Source organism: Pseudomonas sp. GW822-FHT04C11, from assembly GCF_058800905.1.
In genome coordinates, this window is record NZ_JBXAMS010000022.1 from 31,655 (window position 1) to 46,514 (window position 14,860).

A 14,860-nucleotide genomic window follows, 5' to 3' on the forward strand; every position below is an offset into this window, starting at 1 on the left:
CTGTATGTTAAAGTGGCGGACTTTTTCGAGGGGACTGTCACTGTGTGGGAATTGGTCAAATCCGGCGGCTGGATGATGCTGCCGATCATTCTGAGTTCCATCGCGGCAATGGCGATCGTTGCCGAGCGTCTCTGGACCTTGCGGGCCAGCCGTGTGACCCCGGAGCATTTGCTCGGGCAGGTCTGGGTCTGGATCAAGGACAAGCAACTCAACAAGGAAAAACTCAAGGAACTGCGCGCCAACTCACCGTTGGGCGAGATCCTCGCCGCGGGCCTGGCCAACTCCAAGCATGGTCGCGAGATCATGAAAGAGTGCATCGAAGAGGCCGCTGCCCGAGTGATCCACGAGCTGGAGCGCTACATCAACGCGCTGGGCACCATCGCCGCCATGGCGCCGTTGCTCGGCCTGCTCGGCACGGTGTTGGGCATGATCGATATCTTCAGTTCGTTCATGAGCACCGGCATGACCACCAACGCAGCGGTGCTGGCCGGCGGTATTTCCAAAGCCTTGATCACCACGGCTTCAGGCCTGATCGTCGGTATCCCGTCGGTGTTCTTCCACCGGTTCCTGCAACGGCGCATCGATGAACTCGTCGTGGGCATGGAGCAGGAAGCCATCAAGCTGGTTGAAGTGGTGCAGGGCGACCGTGACGTCGATCTGGCTGAGGGCAAAGCGTGAAATTCCGCCGTAAGCAACGGGAGAACGTGGACATCAACCTCGTGTCGCTGATCGACGTGGTGTTTGTCCTGCTGCTGTTCTTCGTCGTGACCACCACCTTTACCCGGGAAACCCAGCTGCGCGTCGACCTGCCGGAAGCTGTCAGCGGGTCACCTGCCGAAGACCAGCAGGCCAAGCAACTGGACATCGCCATCAGCGCCGACGGCGTGTTTTCGGTCAACAACCAATTGTTGCCGAAGAACGATCTGGCCAGCCTGATCGACGCCTTGAAGAAGGAGTCGAATGGCGACACCAATTCGCCGCTGTCGATCAGCGCCGATGGCAAAACCCAGCATCAGGCCGTCGTCACGGCGATGGATGCCGCGGGCAAGCTGGGTTTCACCCACTTGCGCATGACCACCGTTGAGGCGGCGCCGGCACCCTGATGGCCATGTCCGATCGCTTGCTCGCCGCCTGGTACGCCGGTCATCCGGCGCTGAAACTGTTGCAGCCACTGGAGTGGCTGTACCGGCGCGTGGTCACGGCCAAGCGCGAACGGTTTCTGGCCGGCCAGGGCGAGATCTACCAGCCACCGGTGCCGCTGATCGTGGTTGGCAACATTACGGTGGGCGGTACCGGCAAGACGCCGTTGATCCTGTGGATGATCGAACACTGCCAGCGCAGCGGCTTGCGGGTTGGTGTGGTCAGTCGCGGTTATGGCGCCAAACCGCCGCAATTGCCCTGGCGGGTCGACGCCGGGCAGAGCGCGGCCATCGCAGGCGACGAACCGTTGTTGATCGTCCAGCGCACCGGCGTGCCATTGATGATTGACCCAGATCGCAGTCGCGCCGTGCAGGCACTGCTGGCCGCTGAGCCGCTGGATCTGATTCTGTCTGACGATGGCATGCAACATTACCGTCTGGCACGCGATCTTGAGTTGGTGTTGATCGATGCCGCACGCGGACTGGGCAATAAGCGCTGCCTGCCGGCTGGCCCTCTGCGTGAGCCGGTCGAACGCCTGCAAAGCGTCGATGCGCTGCTCTACAACGGTGCCACGGCAGATCGCGACGACGGCTTTGCCTTCCAGCTGCGACCGACCGCGCTGGTCAACCTGCTGACGGGCGAACGGCGCTCGCTTGAGCATTTCCCTGCTGGCCAGGCCTTGCACGCGGTGGCCGGAATCGGTAATCCGCAACGTTTCTTCAACACCCTTGAAACGCTACACTGGCAGCCTGTTCCACATGCTTTTGCCGACCACGCCGAATACAGCGCGGCGGCCTTGAATTTCACACCGTCGCTACCGTTGGTGATGACCGAGAAGGATGCGGTGAAATGCCGAACCTTCGCGGCCGCTGACTGGTGGTATCTGACGGTCGATGCTGCGCCATCGCCGGCCTTCGTGGCCTGGTTCGACACGCAGTTGATGCGGCTGTTGCCCGCACGGCTTTTGCCTTAAAACGCTTTTATCCAGGGAATGCTCATGGACACCAAATTGCTCGACATCCTCGCTTGCCCGATCTGCAAAGGTCCGCTCAAGCTCAGCGCCGATAAAACCGAGCTGATCAGCAAAGGCGCCGGTCTGGCCTATCCGATTCGTGATGGCATTCCGGTGATGCTCGAAAGCGAAGCGCGCACCCTGACGGCAGAAGAGCGTCTGGATAAATGAGCACTGCCTTCACCGTTGTGATTCCGTCGCGTTTTGCTTCCACCCGTCTGCCGGGCAAGCCTCTGCAAATGATTGCCGGCAAGCCGATGATCCAGCACGTTTGGGAACAAGCGAGCAAAAGCAGTGCGCAGCGGGTGGTGGTCGCCACGGACGATGTGCGCATAGTCGAGGCCTGCAAGGCCTTTGGCGCTGAAGTGGTGATGACTCGCGAGGACCACAACTCCGGCACCGATCGTCTGGCTGAAGTCGCTGCCCAACTGGGCCTGGCGCCGGACGCTATCGTGGTCAACGTACAGGGCGATGAACCGTTGATTCCGCCGAGTGTGATCGATCAGGTTGCGGCCAACCTGGCGGCTCATACCGAAGCGCGCATGGCGACTCTGGCCGAGCCGATCGAAGACGTTGAAACCCTGTTCAACCCCAACGTGGTCAAGGTCGTCAGCGATCTGAATGGCCTGGCGCTGACGTTCAGCCGCGCCACCTTGCCGTGGGCGCGTGACGACTTCGCCAAGAGCCGCGAGCAATTGCCGGCTGGCGTTCCTTACCGTCGGCACATTGGCATCTATGCCTATCGCGCCGGTTTCCTGCATGACTTCGTCAGCTGGGGCCCATGCTGGCTGGAAAACACCGAGAGTCTGGAGCAGCTGCGTGCGCTCTGGCACGGTGTGCGGATTCACGTTGCCGATGCACTGATTGCGCCGCCACCGGGTGTCGACACGGCGGAAGACCTCGAGCGCGTTCGTCGCCTGCTGGAGGCCTGATGCGGGTTCTGTTCGTCTGCTTGGGCAACATCTGCCGTTCACCCACGGCCGAAGGTGTGCTGCGACACAAACTGCGTGATGCCGGTTTGGCCGATCAGGTCGAAGTGGCTTCTGCGGGCACCGGCGACTGGCACGTCGGCAAGGCGCCGGACAAGCGCAGCCAGGCCGCCGCGTTGCGCCGTGGTTATGACCTGTCCGCGCAACGTGCCCAACAGGTCACGCGCGCCGACTTTTCCAGCTATGACCTGATCCTCGCCATGGACCACAGCAACCTGCGCAACCTCAAGGCGTTGCAACCGGCCAAGGGCAGGGCGGAGCTGGATTTGTTCCTGCGTCGCTATGAGTCGAGCGTGGATGAAGTGCCGGATCCTTATTACGACGGCGATCAAGGCTTCGAGCAGGTGCTGGACCTGATCGAGCGCGCCAGCGATTTGCTGGTGATTGAATTGAAGGGACGCTTATGACTTTGCACCTGCAATCGCAGGTTTCGCTGAAGCCGTACAACAGTTTTGGCGTGGACGTGCGCGCGCAATGGTTCGCCGAAGCCCACAGTGATGCCGATGTGCGCGAGGCGCTGGTGTATTCGGCCGCGCACGCTGTGCCGCTGCTGGTGATTGGCGGTGGCAGCAACCTGTTGTTGACCGCAGACATTGCCGCGCTGGTGCTGCGCATGGCCACCCGTGGCATTCGGGTGTTGAGCGACAACGGCAGTCAGGTGGTGATCGAAGCCGAGGCCGGTGAAAGCTGGCACCCGTTTGTGCAATGGACACTGGCGCAGGGCCTGTCGGGCCTTGAGAATCTCAGCCTGATCCCTGGCACCGTCGGTGCTGCGCCGATGCAGAACATCGGGGCCTACGGGGTCGAGATCAAGGATGTGTTCGCCGGTCTGACCGCGCTGGACCGCCAGACCGGCGAGCTGCGCGATTTCACGCTGGCCGAGTGCAACTTTGCCTACCGTGACAGCCTGTTCAAGCAGCAAGTCGGTCGCTGGTTGATCCTGCGAGTACGTTTTGCCCTGAACCGCGTCGAGCATTTGCGTCTGGAATACGGCCCGGTTCGTCAGCGCCTGACCGAGCAAGGCATCGATCATCCCACCGCGACCGATGTCAGCCAGGCGATTTGCAGCATTCGCAATGAGAAGCTCCCTGACCCGGCGGTGCTCGGTAATGCCGGCAGCTTTTTCAAGAACCCGCTGGTATCGGCAGCTCTGGCGGCACAAATTCGCCTTGAGCATCCGGGCCTGGTTGGTTATCCACAAGCGGATGGCCGGGTGAAACTGGCGGCTGGCTGGTTGATCGAGCAGGCGGGCTGGAAAGGCTTTCGTGACGGCGACGCCGGCGTGCATCGCTTGCAGTCGCTGGTGCTGGTCAACTACGGCACGGCCACCGGGCTTGAGTTGCTTAACCTGGCACAGCGGATCCAGAGAGACATCGCCGAGCGCTTCAATGTCGAGCTGGAGATGGAGCCGAATCAGTATTGAGCTACGCTTGATCGCTGAATCCAGAGCCCTGCACACCTTCCTTGGTTGCAGGGCTTTTTTGTTAATGCTGAGTTAACTTAGCCTGCTAACGATGCAATCATTTGCTCCATAACTCTACCTATATGCGGGCGTGCCCATGATTACCCTGAAGCTCAATGGTCAAGATCATCAACTCGACGTCACCGAGGACATGCCGCTGCTCTGGGCAATCCGCGATGTGGCCGGTTACAGCGGCACCAAATTCGGTTGCGGCATGGGCCTGTGTGGCGCTTGCACGATTCATATCGACGGCGCCCCGGCGCGCAGTTGCATCACGCCTATCGGTTCGGTGATCGGGCAGGACGTCAGCACCATCGACAACTTGCACAGCGATCCGGTTGGCCAGGTCGTCCAGCAAGCCTGGCTCGACACGGCAGTCGCCCAGTGCGGTTTTTGCCAGGGCGGACAGATCATGTCGGCCACGGCGTTGCTCAAGACCAATCCCAATCCCAGCGATGAACAGATCGAACAGGCGATGGTCGGCAATATTTGCCGCTGCGGCACGTACAACCGCATCAAGACCGCGATCCGCCAGGCCTCCACTCATCTGCAGGAGCGCAAGGCATGAGCCAGCTACCGAATGATTTCGCCCTGAGTAATCTCAGCCGTCGTGGTTTTCTCAAAGGCGTGAGTGCGACCGGTGCGCTGGTGCTGGCGGCCAGTTGGGGCTGGCAGGACGCGTTCGCCGAAGAGAAGAAATTCGGTGCCGCCGGTATGCCCAACGGCTGGATCGATGATCCCAAGGTCTACGTGAGCATTACCGCCGACGGCAGCGTGACGGTGGTCTGCAACCGCTCGGAAATGGGCCAGGGTGTGCGCACCAGCTTGAGCATGGTGGTCGCCGATGAACTGGACGCCGATTGGGCAATGGTCAAAGTCCGGCAGGCGCCGGGAGATGAGGTGCGCTTCGGCAACCAGGATACCGACGGTTCGCGCAGCATGCGCCATTGGTACGAGCCGATGCGCCGTTGCGGTGCTGCTGCGCGAACCATGCTGGAACAAGCGGCGGCCGATCAGTGGAAAGTCCCGGTTGGCGAATGCCGCGCGCAATTGCACAAAGTTATCCACCAGCCCTCCGGGCGTGAACTCGGTTACGGTGCGCTCGCCGTCGCTGCGGGTGCGTTGGCCGTGCCGGCTCGTGAAAGCCTGCGGCTCAAGCAGCCGTCGGAATTCCGTTATATCGGCAAGGAAGGGACTAAGGCTATCGATGGTGCGGACATCGTTAATGGTCGTGCGGTCTACGGTGCCGACGTGCACTTTGACGGCATGCTCTTCGCCACTGTGGCGCGGCCAGCGGTTTATGGCGGCAAGGTCAAGTCCTTCGATGCCAGCGCGGCGCTGAAGGTCCCGGGCGTGGTCAAGGTCATCCAGATTGAAAGTCGCCCATTGCCCTCGGAATTCCAGCCGTTGGGCGGGGTGGCGGTGATTGCCAACAATACCTGGGCGGCGATCAAGGGTCGTGAGGCGTTGAAGATCGAGTGGGATGACGGTGCCAATGCCGGTTACGACTCGATTGCCTATCGCAAGGAGCTGGAAGCCGCAGCCCTGAAGCCGGGCAAAGTGGTGCGCAGTACCGGCAATATCGAGGAGGCCATGAACAGCGCCGACAGTAGTCTGGAGGCGGCCTACTACTTGCCGCATCTGGCACAGTCGCCGATGGAGCCGATGGTTGCCGTTGCGCGTTTCAAGGATGGCCACTGCGAAGCCTGGGCGCCGAGTCAGGCGCCGCAAGTGACCCGCGAGCGCATTGCCGAGCGTTTGGGTATCCCATTCGACAAGGTCACAGTCAATGTCACCTTGTTGGGCGGTGGTTTCGGTCGCAAGTCCAAGCCGGACTTCATTCTTGAAGCGGCAATCCTGGCCAAGGAGTTTCCCGGCAAGGCTGTGCGGGTGCAATGGACCCGTGAAGACGACATCCACTGTTCGTACTTCCATACCGTCTCGGCGGAATACCTCAAGGCCAGCCTGAACAAGGACGGTATGCCGTCCGGCTGGTTGCACCGCACCGTGGCGCCCAGCATCACCGCGTTGTTCGCACCTGGCATGAATCACGAAGCGGCCTTCGAGTTGGGCATGGGCTTTACCAACATGGCCTACGCGATTCCCAATGTGCGCCTGGAAAACCCTGACGCGGCGGCGCATACCCGGGTTGGTTGGTATCGCTCGGTGTCGAACATTCCTCACGGTTTCGCGATTCAGAGCTTTGTCGATGAGTTGGCACACAAGGCCGGACAAGACCCGCTGAAGTACCAGATCAAGCTCTTGGGGCCGGACCGTCAGATCGATCCGCGAACCCTGAGCGAAGAGTGGAACTACGGCGAATCCCCTGAGCGTTATCCGATCGATACGGCGCGCTTGCGTGGCGTTCTGGAATCGGCGGCCAAGGGTGCCGGCTGGGGGCGCAAATTGCCCAAGGGTCGTGGTTTGGGCCTGGCGGTGCATTACAGCTTCGTCACCTATGTGGCGGCGGTCATCGAGGTTGAAGTCAAGGATGACGGTACGCTGATCGTGCACAAGGCCGACATCGCGGTCGATTGTGGTCCGCAGATCAACCCGGAACGGATTCGCTCGCAGTTCGAAGGCGCCTGCGTGATGGGCCTGGGTAACGCGGTGCTGGGCGAAATCAGCTTCAAGGACGGCAAGGTCCAGCAGGACAACTTCCATATGTACGAAGTGGCGCGCATGTCCCTGGCGCCGAAAGAGGTGGCGGTGCATTTGGTCACGCCACCCGGCAATGTGCCGCTGGGCGGTGTCGGTGAACCGGGCGTGCCGCCCATCGCTCCGGCGCTGTGCAATGCGATCTTCGCTGCCACCGGCAAGCGTATTCGCAGCTTGCCAGTTCGCTACCAGTTGCAAGGCTGGCAGCAGACCAAAGCCTGATGCGCAGCGTTGAACAGGGTATGAAGCTGGGCGCGATCATTCTTGCGGCGGGGCAGGGCAGTCGTTATCGACTAGTGGCGGGTGCCGACCAGGACAAGTTGCTGGCGATGTGCGAAGGGCGCGACGGCATTGTGCGACCGGTGATCGAGCAGGTGCTGCGCAATCTGCCGAAGGGCGTGGACACCCGGTTGTTGGTGACGACGCCGGATCGTCCAGAGGTTGCACGGCTGGCCCGGGCTTATGGTTGCCAGGTGCTGTTGCTGGCATCGGCGGGCATGGGCGACAGCATTGCGGCGGCGGTCGCTGCGTGCCCGGTGCTGGATGGCTGGCTGGTGGTGTTGGGCGATATGCCGTTTATCTTGCCGTCGAGTATTGAGCGGATTGTCGAGGGGGTTGCACTCGATACGATCAGTGTGCCGGTGCAGGGTGGCGAGTTTGGGCATCCGGTAGGATTTGGGCGTTCGTTGGGTGCCGCGTTGATGGCGTTGTCCGGCGACCGTGGGGCCAAGCCGCTGTTTGCCTCGGTGAAAGTGGTTGAGGTGACGGTGGAGGATCCGGGCGTGTTGTGGGATGTGGATGTGCCTGAGGCGTTGATCTTTCAGTAGGTGTCGCCTGACAGATTGCCATCGAGGGTAAGCCTTGCTCCTACAAGTCATGTGTCCTTCGCATCATCACAGGTCGACATAAAACTGTAGGAGCAAGGCTTGCCCGCGATGAACGATAACGCGGTAGGCCTGCTTCACCGCAGGCATAAAAAAGCCCCGCCTGGGTTACCAGGCGGGGCTTTTTAGTGGCTGATGGAATCAGGCGAGCGGTTTAGGCTCGTGTTCTTTTTCCAGGGCCTCAGGTTTGTGCTCTACCACTTCTTCGACGGAACGCAGGTTTTCGTCGATGGTTGGGGCAGCAGGCTCGGCAGTCACTTCGGCGGCCGGGGCAGGGGCTGCCTCGACGACTTCAGCAACAACCGGAGCAGGCTCGACAGCAGCAACCGGTGCAGCAGCGGCAGCCAGTTCGGCTTCCTTCTGCAGGCGCTCGGCTTCACGCTTGCGGCGACGCACTTCACGTGGGTCGTTTGGCGCGCGGCCGCTTGGCGTCAGGGCGCTGACCGGGGCGGCTTCGACAACCGGTGCAGCCACTTCGGCGACAACCGGAGCTTCAACCACTGGAGCAGGCTCGGCAACAACAGCCGGGGCTTCAGCGACTGGCGCTGGAGCTTCGACAGCTGCGGTTTCTGCAACCCAGTTGAACGCAGTTTGCTCTTCGCGAACCTCAGGCGCTTTTTCAGCGACCGGGGCTTCAACCACAGGCTCTGCAACGACTACTGGCTGTTCGACAACTACGGCTGGTTCAACAGCCGCGTGAACTTCAGGCTGTGCTTCACGAACTGGAGCTACTTCAACGGCAGGAGCGACTGGCACTTCGACCGGGGTGGTGGCTTCCACGACTGGCGCTTCAACCTGAGCCACTTTCTGAACAGCTTCTTCAGTCACGGCAGTAGTCGCGCGTTCAGCTTGCTGATGAGCCTGAGCTTCAGCAGGAGCGCTGATCACAGTGCTGGCAACAGCGGCGGTAACGGCCAGGCCGGCAGCCAGTTCGGCGCTTGTTGGCTCTTCGCTGGTTTCGGACTCTTCCGAGCCTTCGATCACGTTGCCGTTGGCATCGCGTTGACGCTCGCGACGGTTGCTGCGACGACGCTGACCACGGGAACGGCGGCGTGGACGATCGCCTTCGGCGTTGTCCTGGCCATCTTCCTGCAGTTGCTCTTCGCTGGTTGGCAGCTCTTCTTCAGCAACGGCGGCAGCGGCTTGTTCGGCACGTGGTTGACGTTCTTCACGCGGTGGGCGTGGAGCGCGCTCTTCACGTGGCTGACGAGCCGGACGCTCTTCAGCAACAGCCGTTACAGCGGCGGCAGCGGCTGGCGCGGCATCCAGAGGTTCACGCAGTTCACGAACCGGGCGCTCTTCACGCTCGCCACGTGGTTTGCGGTCTTCACGAGGGGCGCGTGGTGCGCGCTCTTCACGCGGTGGACGCGGTGCGCGTTCTTCGCGAGCGACTGCTGGAGTCTCTTCACGGGCTTCGCGTGGTTGACGCTCTTCACGAGGCTCGCGCGGTGCGCGTTCTTCACGAGGGGCGCGCTCTTCGCGTGGCTTGCGTTCTTCATCGCGGCGACCGTTACGGTTGCGGCTCTGCTGACGACCGTTACGACGCTCTTCGTTGCGTGCCGGACGCTCGGCGGCTGGTTTTTCAACCACAACCGGAGCAGCAGGCTCTTCCTTGGTGGCGAACAGGCTCACCAGCGATTTCACCAGGCCTTTGAACAGGCTTGGCTCTGGCGCTGCGACCGGAGCGGCAACCGGGGCAGCAACGACTTCGGTCGGAACCGGAGCGTTGGCGCGGGCTGGAGCGGTTTTCACGGCGGCTTCCTGGCGAACCAGGGTGCGGGTGGCGGCGGCCGGTTGAACTTCTTCCACTTCAGCAGCGGCAGCAGCGATTTCGTAGCTGGACTGGTTGATGTGGGCTTCCGGGCTGTCATCGCGCAGACGCTGAACTTCGAAGTGCGGCGTTTCGAGGTGATCGTTCGGCAGGATGACGATGCGGGCGCGGGTGCGCAGTTCGATCTTGGTGATCGAGTTGCGTTTTTCGTTCAGCAGGAACGCAGCAACCGGGATCGGCACTTGTGCACGAACTTCGGCAGTGCGGTCTTTCAGGGCTTCTTCTTCGATCAGGCGCAGGATCGCCAGCGACAGCGATTCAACGTCACGGATGATGCCGGTGCCGTTGCAGCGAGGGCAGACGATGCCGCTGCTTTCGCCCAGCGATGGGCGCAGGCGCTGACGGGACATTTCCAGCAGGCCGAAGCGCGAGATGCGACCGACTTGCACGCGAGCGCGGTCGGCTTCCAGGCATTCGCGGACTTTCTCTTCCACGGCGCGCTGGTTCTTGGCAGGGGTCATGTCGATGAAGTCGATGACGATCAGGCCGCCGATGTCGCGCAGGCGCAACTGACGGGCGATTTCTTCGGCAGCTTCAAGGTTGGTCTGCAGGGCGGTTTCTTCGATGTCGCTGCCTTTGGTGGCACGCGCCGAGTTGATGTCGATGGACACCAGGGCTTCGGTCGGATCGATAACGATGGAGCCGCCGGAAGGCAGTTCAACGACGCGCTGGAAAGCGGTCTCGATCTGGCTTTCGATCTGGAAACGGTTGAACAGCGGAACGCTGTCTTCGTACAGCTTGATCTTGCTGGCGTACTGCGGCATCACCTGGCGGATGAAGGTCAGGGCTTCGTCCTGGGCTTCAACGCTGTCGATCAGCACTTCGCCGATGTCCTGGCGCAGATAGTCGCGGATCGCACGGATGATCACGTTGCTTTCCTGATAGATCAGGAATGGCGCGGAACGATCCAGCGAGGCTTCTTTGATGGCGGTCCACAGTTGCAGCAGGTAGTCGAGGTCCCACTGCATTTCTTCGCTGCTGCGGCCAAGACCGGCAGTGCGCACGATCAGACCCATGTCAGCCGGGGCAACCAGGCCGTTCAGGGCTTCACGCAGTTCGTTGCGCTCTTCACCTTCGATGCGACGGGAGATACCGCCGGCACGCGGGTTGTTTGGCATCAATACCAGGTAACGACCGGCCAGGCTGATGAAGGTGGTGAGGGCGGCGCCCTTGTTGCCACGTTCTTCTTTTTCGACCTGAACGATGACTTCCTGGCCTTCGCTCAGGACGTCCTTGATGTTGACGCGGCCTTCAGGGGCTTTCTTGAAGTATTCGCGGGAGATTTCTTTGAGGGGCAGGAAGCCGTGGCGCTCAGAGCCGAAATCGACAAAGGCAGCCTCAAGGCTTGGTTCGATGCGAGTAATCCGGCCTTTATAGATGTTGGCCTTCTTCTGCTCGCGTGCACCGGACTCGATGTCCAGGTCGTAGAGGCGCTGGCCATCTACCAGTGCAACACGCAACTCTTCGGGTTGAGTTGCGTTAATCAGCATTCTTTTCATGTAGTACCGTCGGTTTCCGGGCTGCCGGAAACGGCGTTCGGCACACACGACTTCTCACGGTCGGTGTCAGGTGCGTCAGGAGTGGTTGGCCACTCCAGTGTCTAGCGAGGTTCGACCAATTGGGCCGGAGTCGCGACGTACGCGTCCTGCTTGCTGTGGCTACTTAAGCACTCAGTCAGGAGGAGGAATCAACCGGCGACTGTGGACGAGATGAAGCGTCTAAATATAAGCCTAGTGCTACACAGTCCGACGGTTGTGCATCTCCACCCTACACGTATCCCTGATAATTCGGGTGCTGCCGCGCGCAGAATCCGCAGCGGGTTGGCATTTACCGTGTTCTCCAATGGGGAGTTCACGCTCATGGCTACACAAGACTGGGTGTCAGCTGTTTTGCTGGTACTCAGCTTGTAACAGGCGTTGTTTCCGAAGCACTCGCTCAAGGGCTGGTTCGGGACTGACTGCACTTTGTGAACTGGCCGTAAATATCGGCGCATCAGACGAGTGGTTACTCTGTTGCTGCGCTCGCTTCAGGCCTCATGTCACCTGCGCTTGTTACAATCACAAACCTTCCAATCGTTGCGAAAGCCCCGTAGGACGGCCTCGCGTCCTGATGAATTGCGTTGGTCAGGGCCGGCAATTTGCCGTTTGTCCTCTGTCCAGGCCGCTTTTGGCGGCGTTCGCGACTATAGCAGCAATGATTAAGTGCTTCAATTCCATAAAAAATTGTTATCATTCGCGGCATGACGACTACTGCCCCCTCGACCCCAAGCGTACAACTGCTGGAGGTCTCGCCGGAATATGCCGGCCAACGTATTGATAACTTCCTTCTTGCTCGGCTCAAAGGCGTGCCCAAGACCTTGATTTACCGCATTTTGCGTAAAGGCGAAGTGCGTGTGAACAAAGGTCGGATCAAGCCCGAATACAAGCTGCAGGCGGGCGACATCGTGCGCGTGCCGCCGGTGCGTGTGCCGGAGCGCGACGAGCCTGTGCCATTGGCGCAAGGGTTGTTGCAGCGACTCGAAGCCTCGATTGTCTTCGAAGACAAGGCGCTGATCGTGATCAACAAGCCTTGCGGCATCGCTGTTCACGGCGGCAGCGGCTTGAATTACGGCGTGATCGAAGCCTTTCGTCAGTTGCGTCCGGATTGCAAGGAGCTTGAGCTGGTTCACCGTCTCGATCGTGACACCTCCGGCCTGCTGATGATCGCCAAAAAACGCAGCATGCTGCGTCACTTGCACACGGCATTGCGCGGCGATGGCGTCGATAAGCGCTATATGGCGCTGGTCCGCGGTAACTGGGCTGCCTCGATCAAGCAAGTCCGTGCGCCGCTGGGCAAGAGCAATCTGCGCTCCGGCGAACGCATGGTCGAGGTCGACGAGGAGGAGGGCAAGGAGTCCGTGACCGTGTTCAAGGTCCTGCGTCGCTTTGGCGACTTTGCCACCCTGATCGAAGCCAAACCGATCACCGGCCGGACTCACCAGATTCGCGTCCACACCTTGCACGCCGGGCACTGCATCGCTGGCGACACCAAGTACGGCGATGACGACTTCAGCAAAGAGATTCGCGATCTGGGCGGCAAGCGCCTGTTTCTCCATGCCTATATGCTGACTGTGTCGCTGCCTGATGGTGGTGAGCTCAAGCTTCAGGCGCCGGTGGATGAAATGTGGGCCAAGACCGTGGAGCGCCTGAGTGCACCCTGATTACAAGTTGCTGATTTTCGATTGGGACGGCACGTTGGCCGACTCCATTGGTCGGATTGTCGAGGCGATGCATGTGGCGTCGCAGCGATCCGGTTTTCAGTTACGTGATGATCTTGCTGTCAAAGGCATCATCGGCCTGGGGCTGCCCGAAGCAATTCGCACGCTGTATCCGGAAATTGGCGATGACGAGCTGGTGGCATTCCGTCAGCACTATGCGGATCACTACATCGCCTCGGAGGCCGTGCCTTCGCCGTTGTTTGACGGTGTTGTCGAGTCGCTTGAGGCGTTTCGTGCCGAGGGTTATCACCTGGCGGTGGCTACCGGCAAAGCGCGTCGCGGGCTGGATCGGGTGTTGAAATCCCACGGCTGGGAGGATTATTTCGATATCACTCGCGCCGCCGATGAAACCGCCAGCAAGCCGCATCCGCTGATGCTCGAACAGATTCTCGCCCATTGCGACGTCCGCCCTGAGCAGGCGTTGATGGTGGGGGATTCGTCGTTCGATCTGCAGATGGCGCGCAACGCCGGGATGGATTCGGTTGCCGTCAGCTATGGTGCTCAATCGATGGAAGCCTTGCGCGTGTTCGAACCGCGCCTGGCCATTGATCATTTTTCGCAATTGCACGCCTGGCTGGGTCAGCGGGCCAATTAAGTTTTTGTTGGGGTGGATGGAATGACCGACGAATGGAAGGCGCCAGCCAAGGCCAGTGCCGAAGATGGCGAAGACAAGAGCTGGAAGCTGCTTGAGAAAACCCTGCTTGCGGGAGTGCAGGAGCAGCGTCGCTCGCGGCGTTGGGGGATTTTTTTCAAGCTGCTGACCTTTGTTTATCTGCTCATCGCGTTGATCCTCTTTACTCCGCTGATGGATATCGAAAAAAGCGCGACTCGCGGGTCGAGCTACACGGCGTTGATCGAAATAACCGGGATGATTGCCGACAAGGAATCGGCCAGTGCCGACAACATTGTCGGCGGTTTGCGCGCCGCGTTCGAAGATCCGAAGGTCAAGGGCATCGTGCTGCGAATCAACAGTCCGGGCGGCAGTCCGGTGCAGTCGGGTTATGTCTACGATGAGATTGGTCGTCTGCGTGCCCTGCATCCGGCGATCAAGGTGTATGCAGTGATTTCCGATCTGGGGGCTTCGGGGGCGTACTACATCGCCAGTGCGGCGGACCAGATCTACGCCGACAAGGCGAGCCTGGTGGGTTCGATTGGCGTGACGGCGGCCGGTTACGGGTTTGTCGGGACCATGGAAAAACTTGGTGTCGAGCGTCGGACCTATACGTCCGGCGAGCATAAGTCGTTCCTCGATCCGTTCCAGCCGGAAAAGCCGGATGAGATCAAGTTCTGGCAGGGTGTGCTGGATACCACTCACCAGCAGTTTATCGCCAGTGTCAAAAAGGGGCGCGGCGACCGCTTGAAAGACAAAGAGCATCCGGAGTTGTTCTCCGGACTGGTCTGGTCGGGCGAGCAGGCGCTGCCATTGGGCTTGATCGATGGTTTGGGCAGTGCCAGTTCGGTGGCGCGTGACGTAATCGGCGAGAAAGAGCTGGTCGACTTCACGATTCAAGAGTCGGCGTTCGACCGCTTCTCGAAAAAACTCGGCGCCAGCGTGGCTGAGCAGTTGGCGATGTGGATGGGCTTTCATGGGCCGGCATTGCGCTGATCGTCGCGCAATATAAAAAAAC

Annotated in this window: 14 protein-coding genes; 13 read left to right on the forward strand and 1 reads right to left on the reverse strand. The window is 60.6% G+C overall.

What is annotated here, in order from left to right; genetic code table 11:
• The first annotated feature begins 42 nt into the window (after positions 1–42).
• The 10 genes from AC1RJ3_RS26980 (at position 43) to AC1RJ3_RS27025 (ending at position 8,088) form a co-directional block, all read left to right on the forward strand.
• Complete coding sequence (locus tag AC1RJ3_RS26980; protein WP_019689340.1) at positions 43–678, forward strand: MotA/TolQ/ExbB proton channel family protein; 636 nt, start codon at positions 43–45, stop codon at positions 676–678.
• Positions 675–1,103, forward strand: coding sequence for an ExbD/TolR family protein (locus AC1RJ3_RS26985; RefSeq protein ID WP_019689341.1), 429 nt, complete (start codon positions 675–677; stop codon positions 1,101–1,103). Before AC1RJ3_RS26980 ends, AC1RJ3_RS26985 begins: the two co-directional genes overlap by 4 nt.
• Positions 1,103–2,113 carry a tetraacyldisaccharide 4'-kinase gene (gene lpxK / locus AC1RJ3_RS26990; protein ID WP_019689342.1) on the forward strand — a complete coding sequence of 337 codons (1,011 nt, stop codon included), beginning with the start codon at positions 1,103–1,105 and terminating at the stop codon, positions 2,111–2,113. The genes AC1RJ3_RS26985 and lpxK overlap by 1 nt, the downstream gene beginning before the upstream one ends.
• A 24-nt stretch (positions 2,114–2,137) precedes the next feature.
• Entirely contained in the window at positions 2,138–2,323 is a 186-nt protein-coding gene (locus AC1RJ3_RS26995; protein WP_019689343.1) for a Trm112 family protein, read from the forward strand.
• A complete protein-coding gene (gene kdsB / locus AC1RJ3_RS27000; protein WP_493081478.1) occupies positions 2,320–3,084 on the forward strand; it encodes a 3-deoxy-manno-octulosonate cytidylyltransferase in 765 nt (254 codons plus the stop codon). The genes AC1RJ3_RS26995 and kdsB overlap by 4 nt, the downstream gene beginning before the upstream one ends.
• The gene (locus tag AC1RJ3_RS27005; RefSeq protein WP_019689345.1) at positions 3,084–3,548 is read left to right on the forward strand and encodes a low molecular weight protein-tyrosine-phosphatase; all 465 of its coding nucleotides are present in this window, start codon (positions 3,084–3,086) and stop codon (positions 3,546–3,548) included. The genes kdsB and AC1RJ3_RS27005 overlap by 1 nt, the downstream gene beginning before the upstream one ends.
• A complete protein-coding gene (murB, locus tag AC1RJ3_RS27010) occupies positions 3,545–4,564 on the forward strand; it encodes a UDP-N-acetylmuramate dehydrogenase (protein WP_493081480.1) in 1,020 nt (339 codons plus the stop codon). Before AC1RJ3_RS27005 ends, murB begins: the two co-directional genes overlap by 4 nt.
• A 136-nt stretch (positions 4,565–4,700) precedes the next feature.
• Positions 4,701–5,171, forward strand: coding sequence for a (2Fe-2S)-binding protein (locus AC1RJ3_RS27015; protein ID WP_054593356.1), 471 nt, complete (start codon positions 4,701–4,703; stop codon positions 5,169–5,171).
• Positions 5,168–7,483 carry a xanthine dehydrogenase family protein molybdopterin-binding subunit gene (locus AC1RJ3_RS27020; protein WP_493081482.1) on the forward strand — a complete coding sequence of 772 codons (2,316 nt, stop codon included), beginning with the start codon at positions 5,168–5,170 and terminating at the stop codon, positions 7,481–7,483. Before AC1RJ3_RS27015 ends, AC1RJ3_RS27020 begins: the two co-directional genes overlap by 4 nt.
• Positions 7,483–8,088 (forward strand): nucleotidyltransferase family protein, encoded by a 606-nt coding sequence (locus AC1RJ3_RS27025; RefSeq protein WP_493081484.1) that lies wholly within the window; start codon positions 7,483–7,485, stop codon positions 8,086–8,088. Before AC1RJ3_RS27020 ends, AC1RJ3_RS27025 begins: the two co-directional genes overlap by 1 nt.
• Before the next feature lie 198 nt (positions 8,089–8,286).
• Here the strand turns inward: AC1RJ3_RS27025 and rne are convergent, their stop codons facing one another.
• Positions 8,287–11,475, reverse strand: coding sequence for a ribonuclease E (gene rne / locus AC1RJ3_RS27030; RefSeq protein ID WP_493081486.1), 3,189 nt, complete (start codon positions 11,473–11,475; stop codon positions 8,287–8,289).
• A gap of 740 nt (positions 11,476–12,215) precedes the next feature.
• Here rne and rluC point away from each other — a divergent pair.
• Genes rluC through AC1RJ3_RS27045 form a run of 3 tightly spaced genes read left to right on the forward strand, consistent with a single transcriptional unit; the run spans position 12,216 to position 14,838 of the window.
• Entirely contained in the window at positions 12,216–13,175 is a 960-nt protein-coding gene (gene rluC, locus AC1RJ3_RS27035; protein ID WP_054593352.1) for a 23S rRNA pseudouridine(955/2504/2580) synthase RluC, read from the forward strand.
• The gene (locus AC1RJ3_RS27040) at positions 13,165–13,827 is read left to right on the forward strand and encodes an HAD-IA family hydrolase (RefSeq protein WP_054593351.1); all 663 of its coding nucleotides are present in this window, start codon (positions 13,165–13,167) and stop codon (positions 13,825–13,827) included. Before rluC ends, AC1RJ3_RS27040 begins: the two co-directional genes overlap by 11 nt.
• A gap of 21 nt (positions 13,828–13,848) precedes the next feature.
• The gene (locus tag AC1RJ3_RS27045; protein WP_347927549.1) at positions 13,849–14,838 is read left to right on the forward strand and encodes a S49 family peptidase; all 990 of its coding nucleotides are present in this window, start codon (positions 13,849–13,851) and stop codon (positions 14,836–14,838) included.
• The last annotated feature ends 22 nt before the right edge of the window (positions 14,839–14,860 follow it).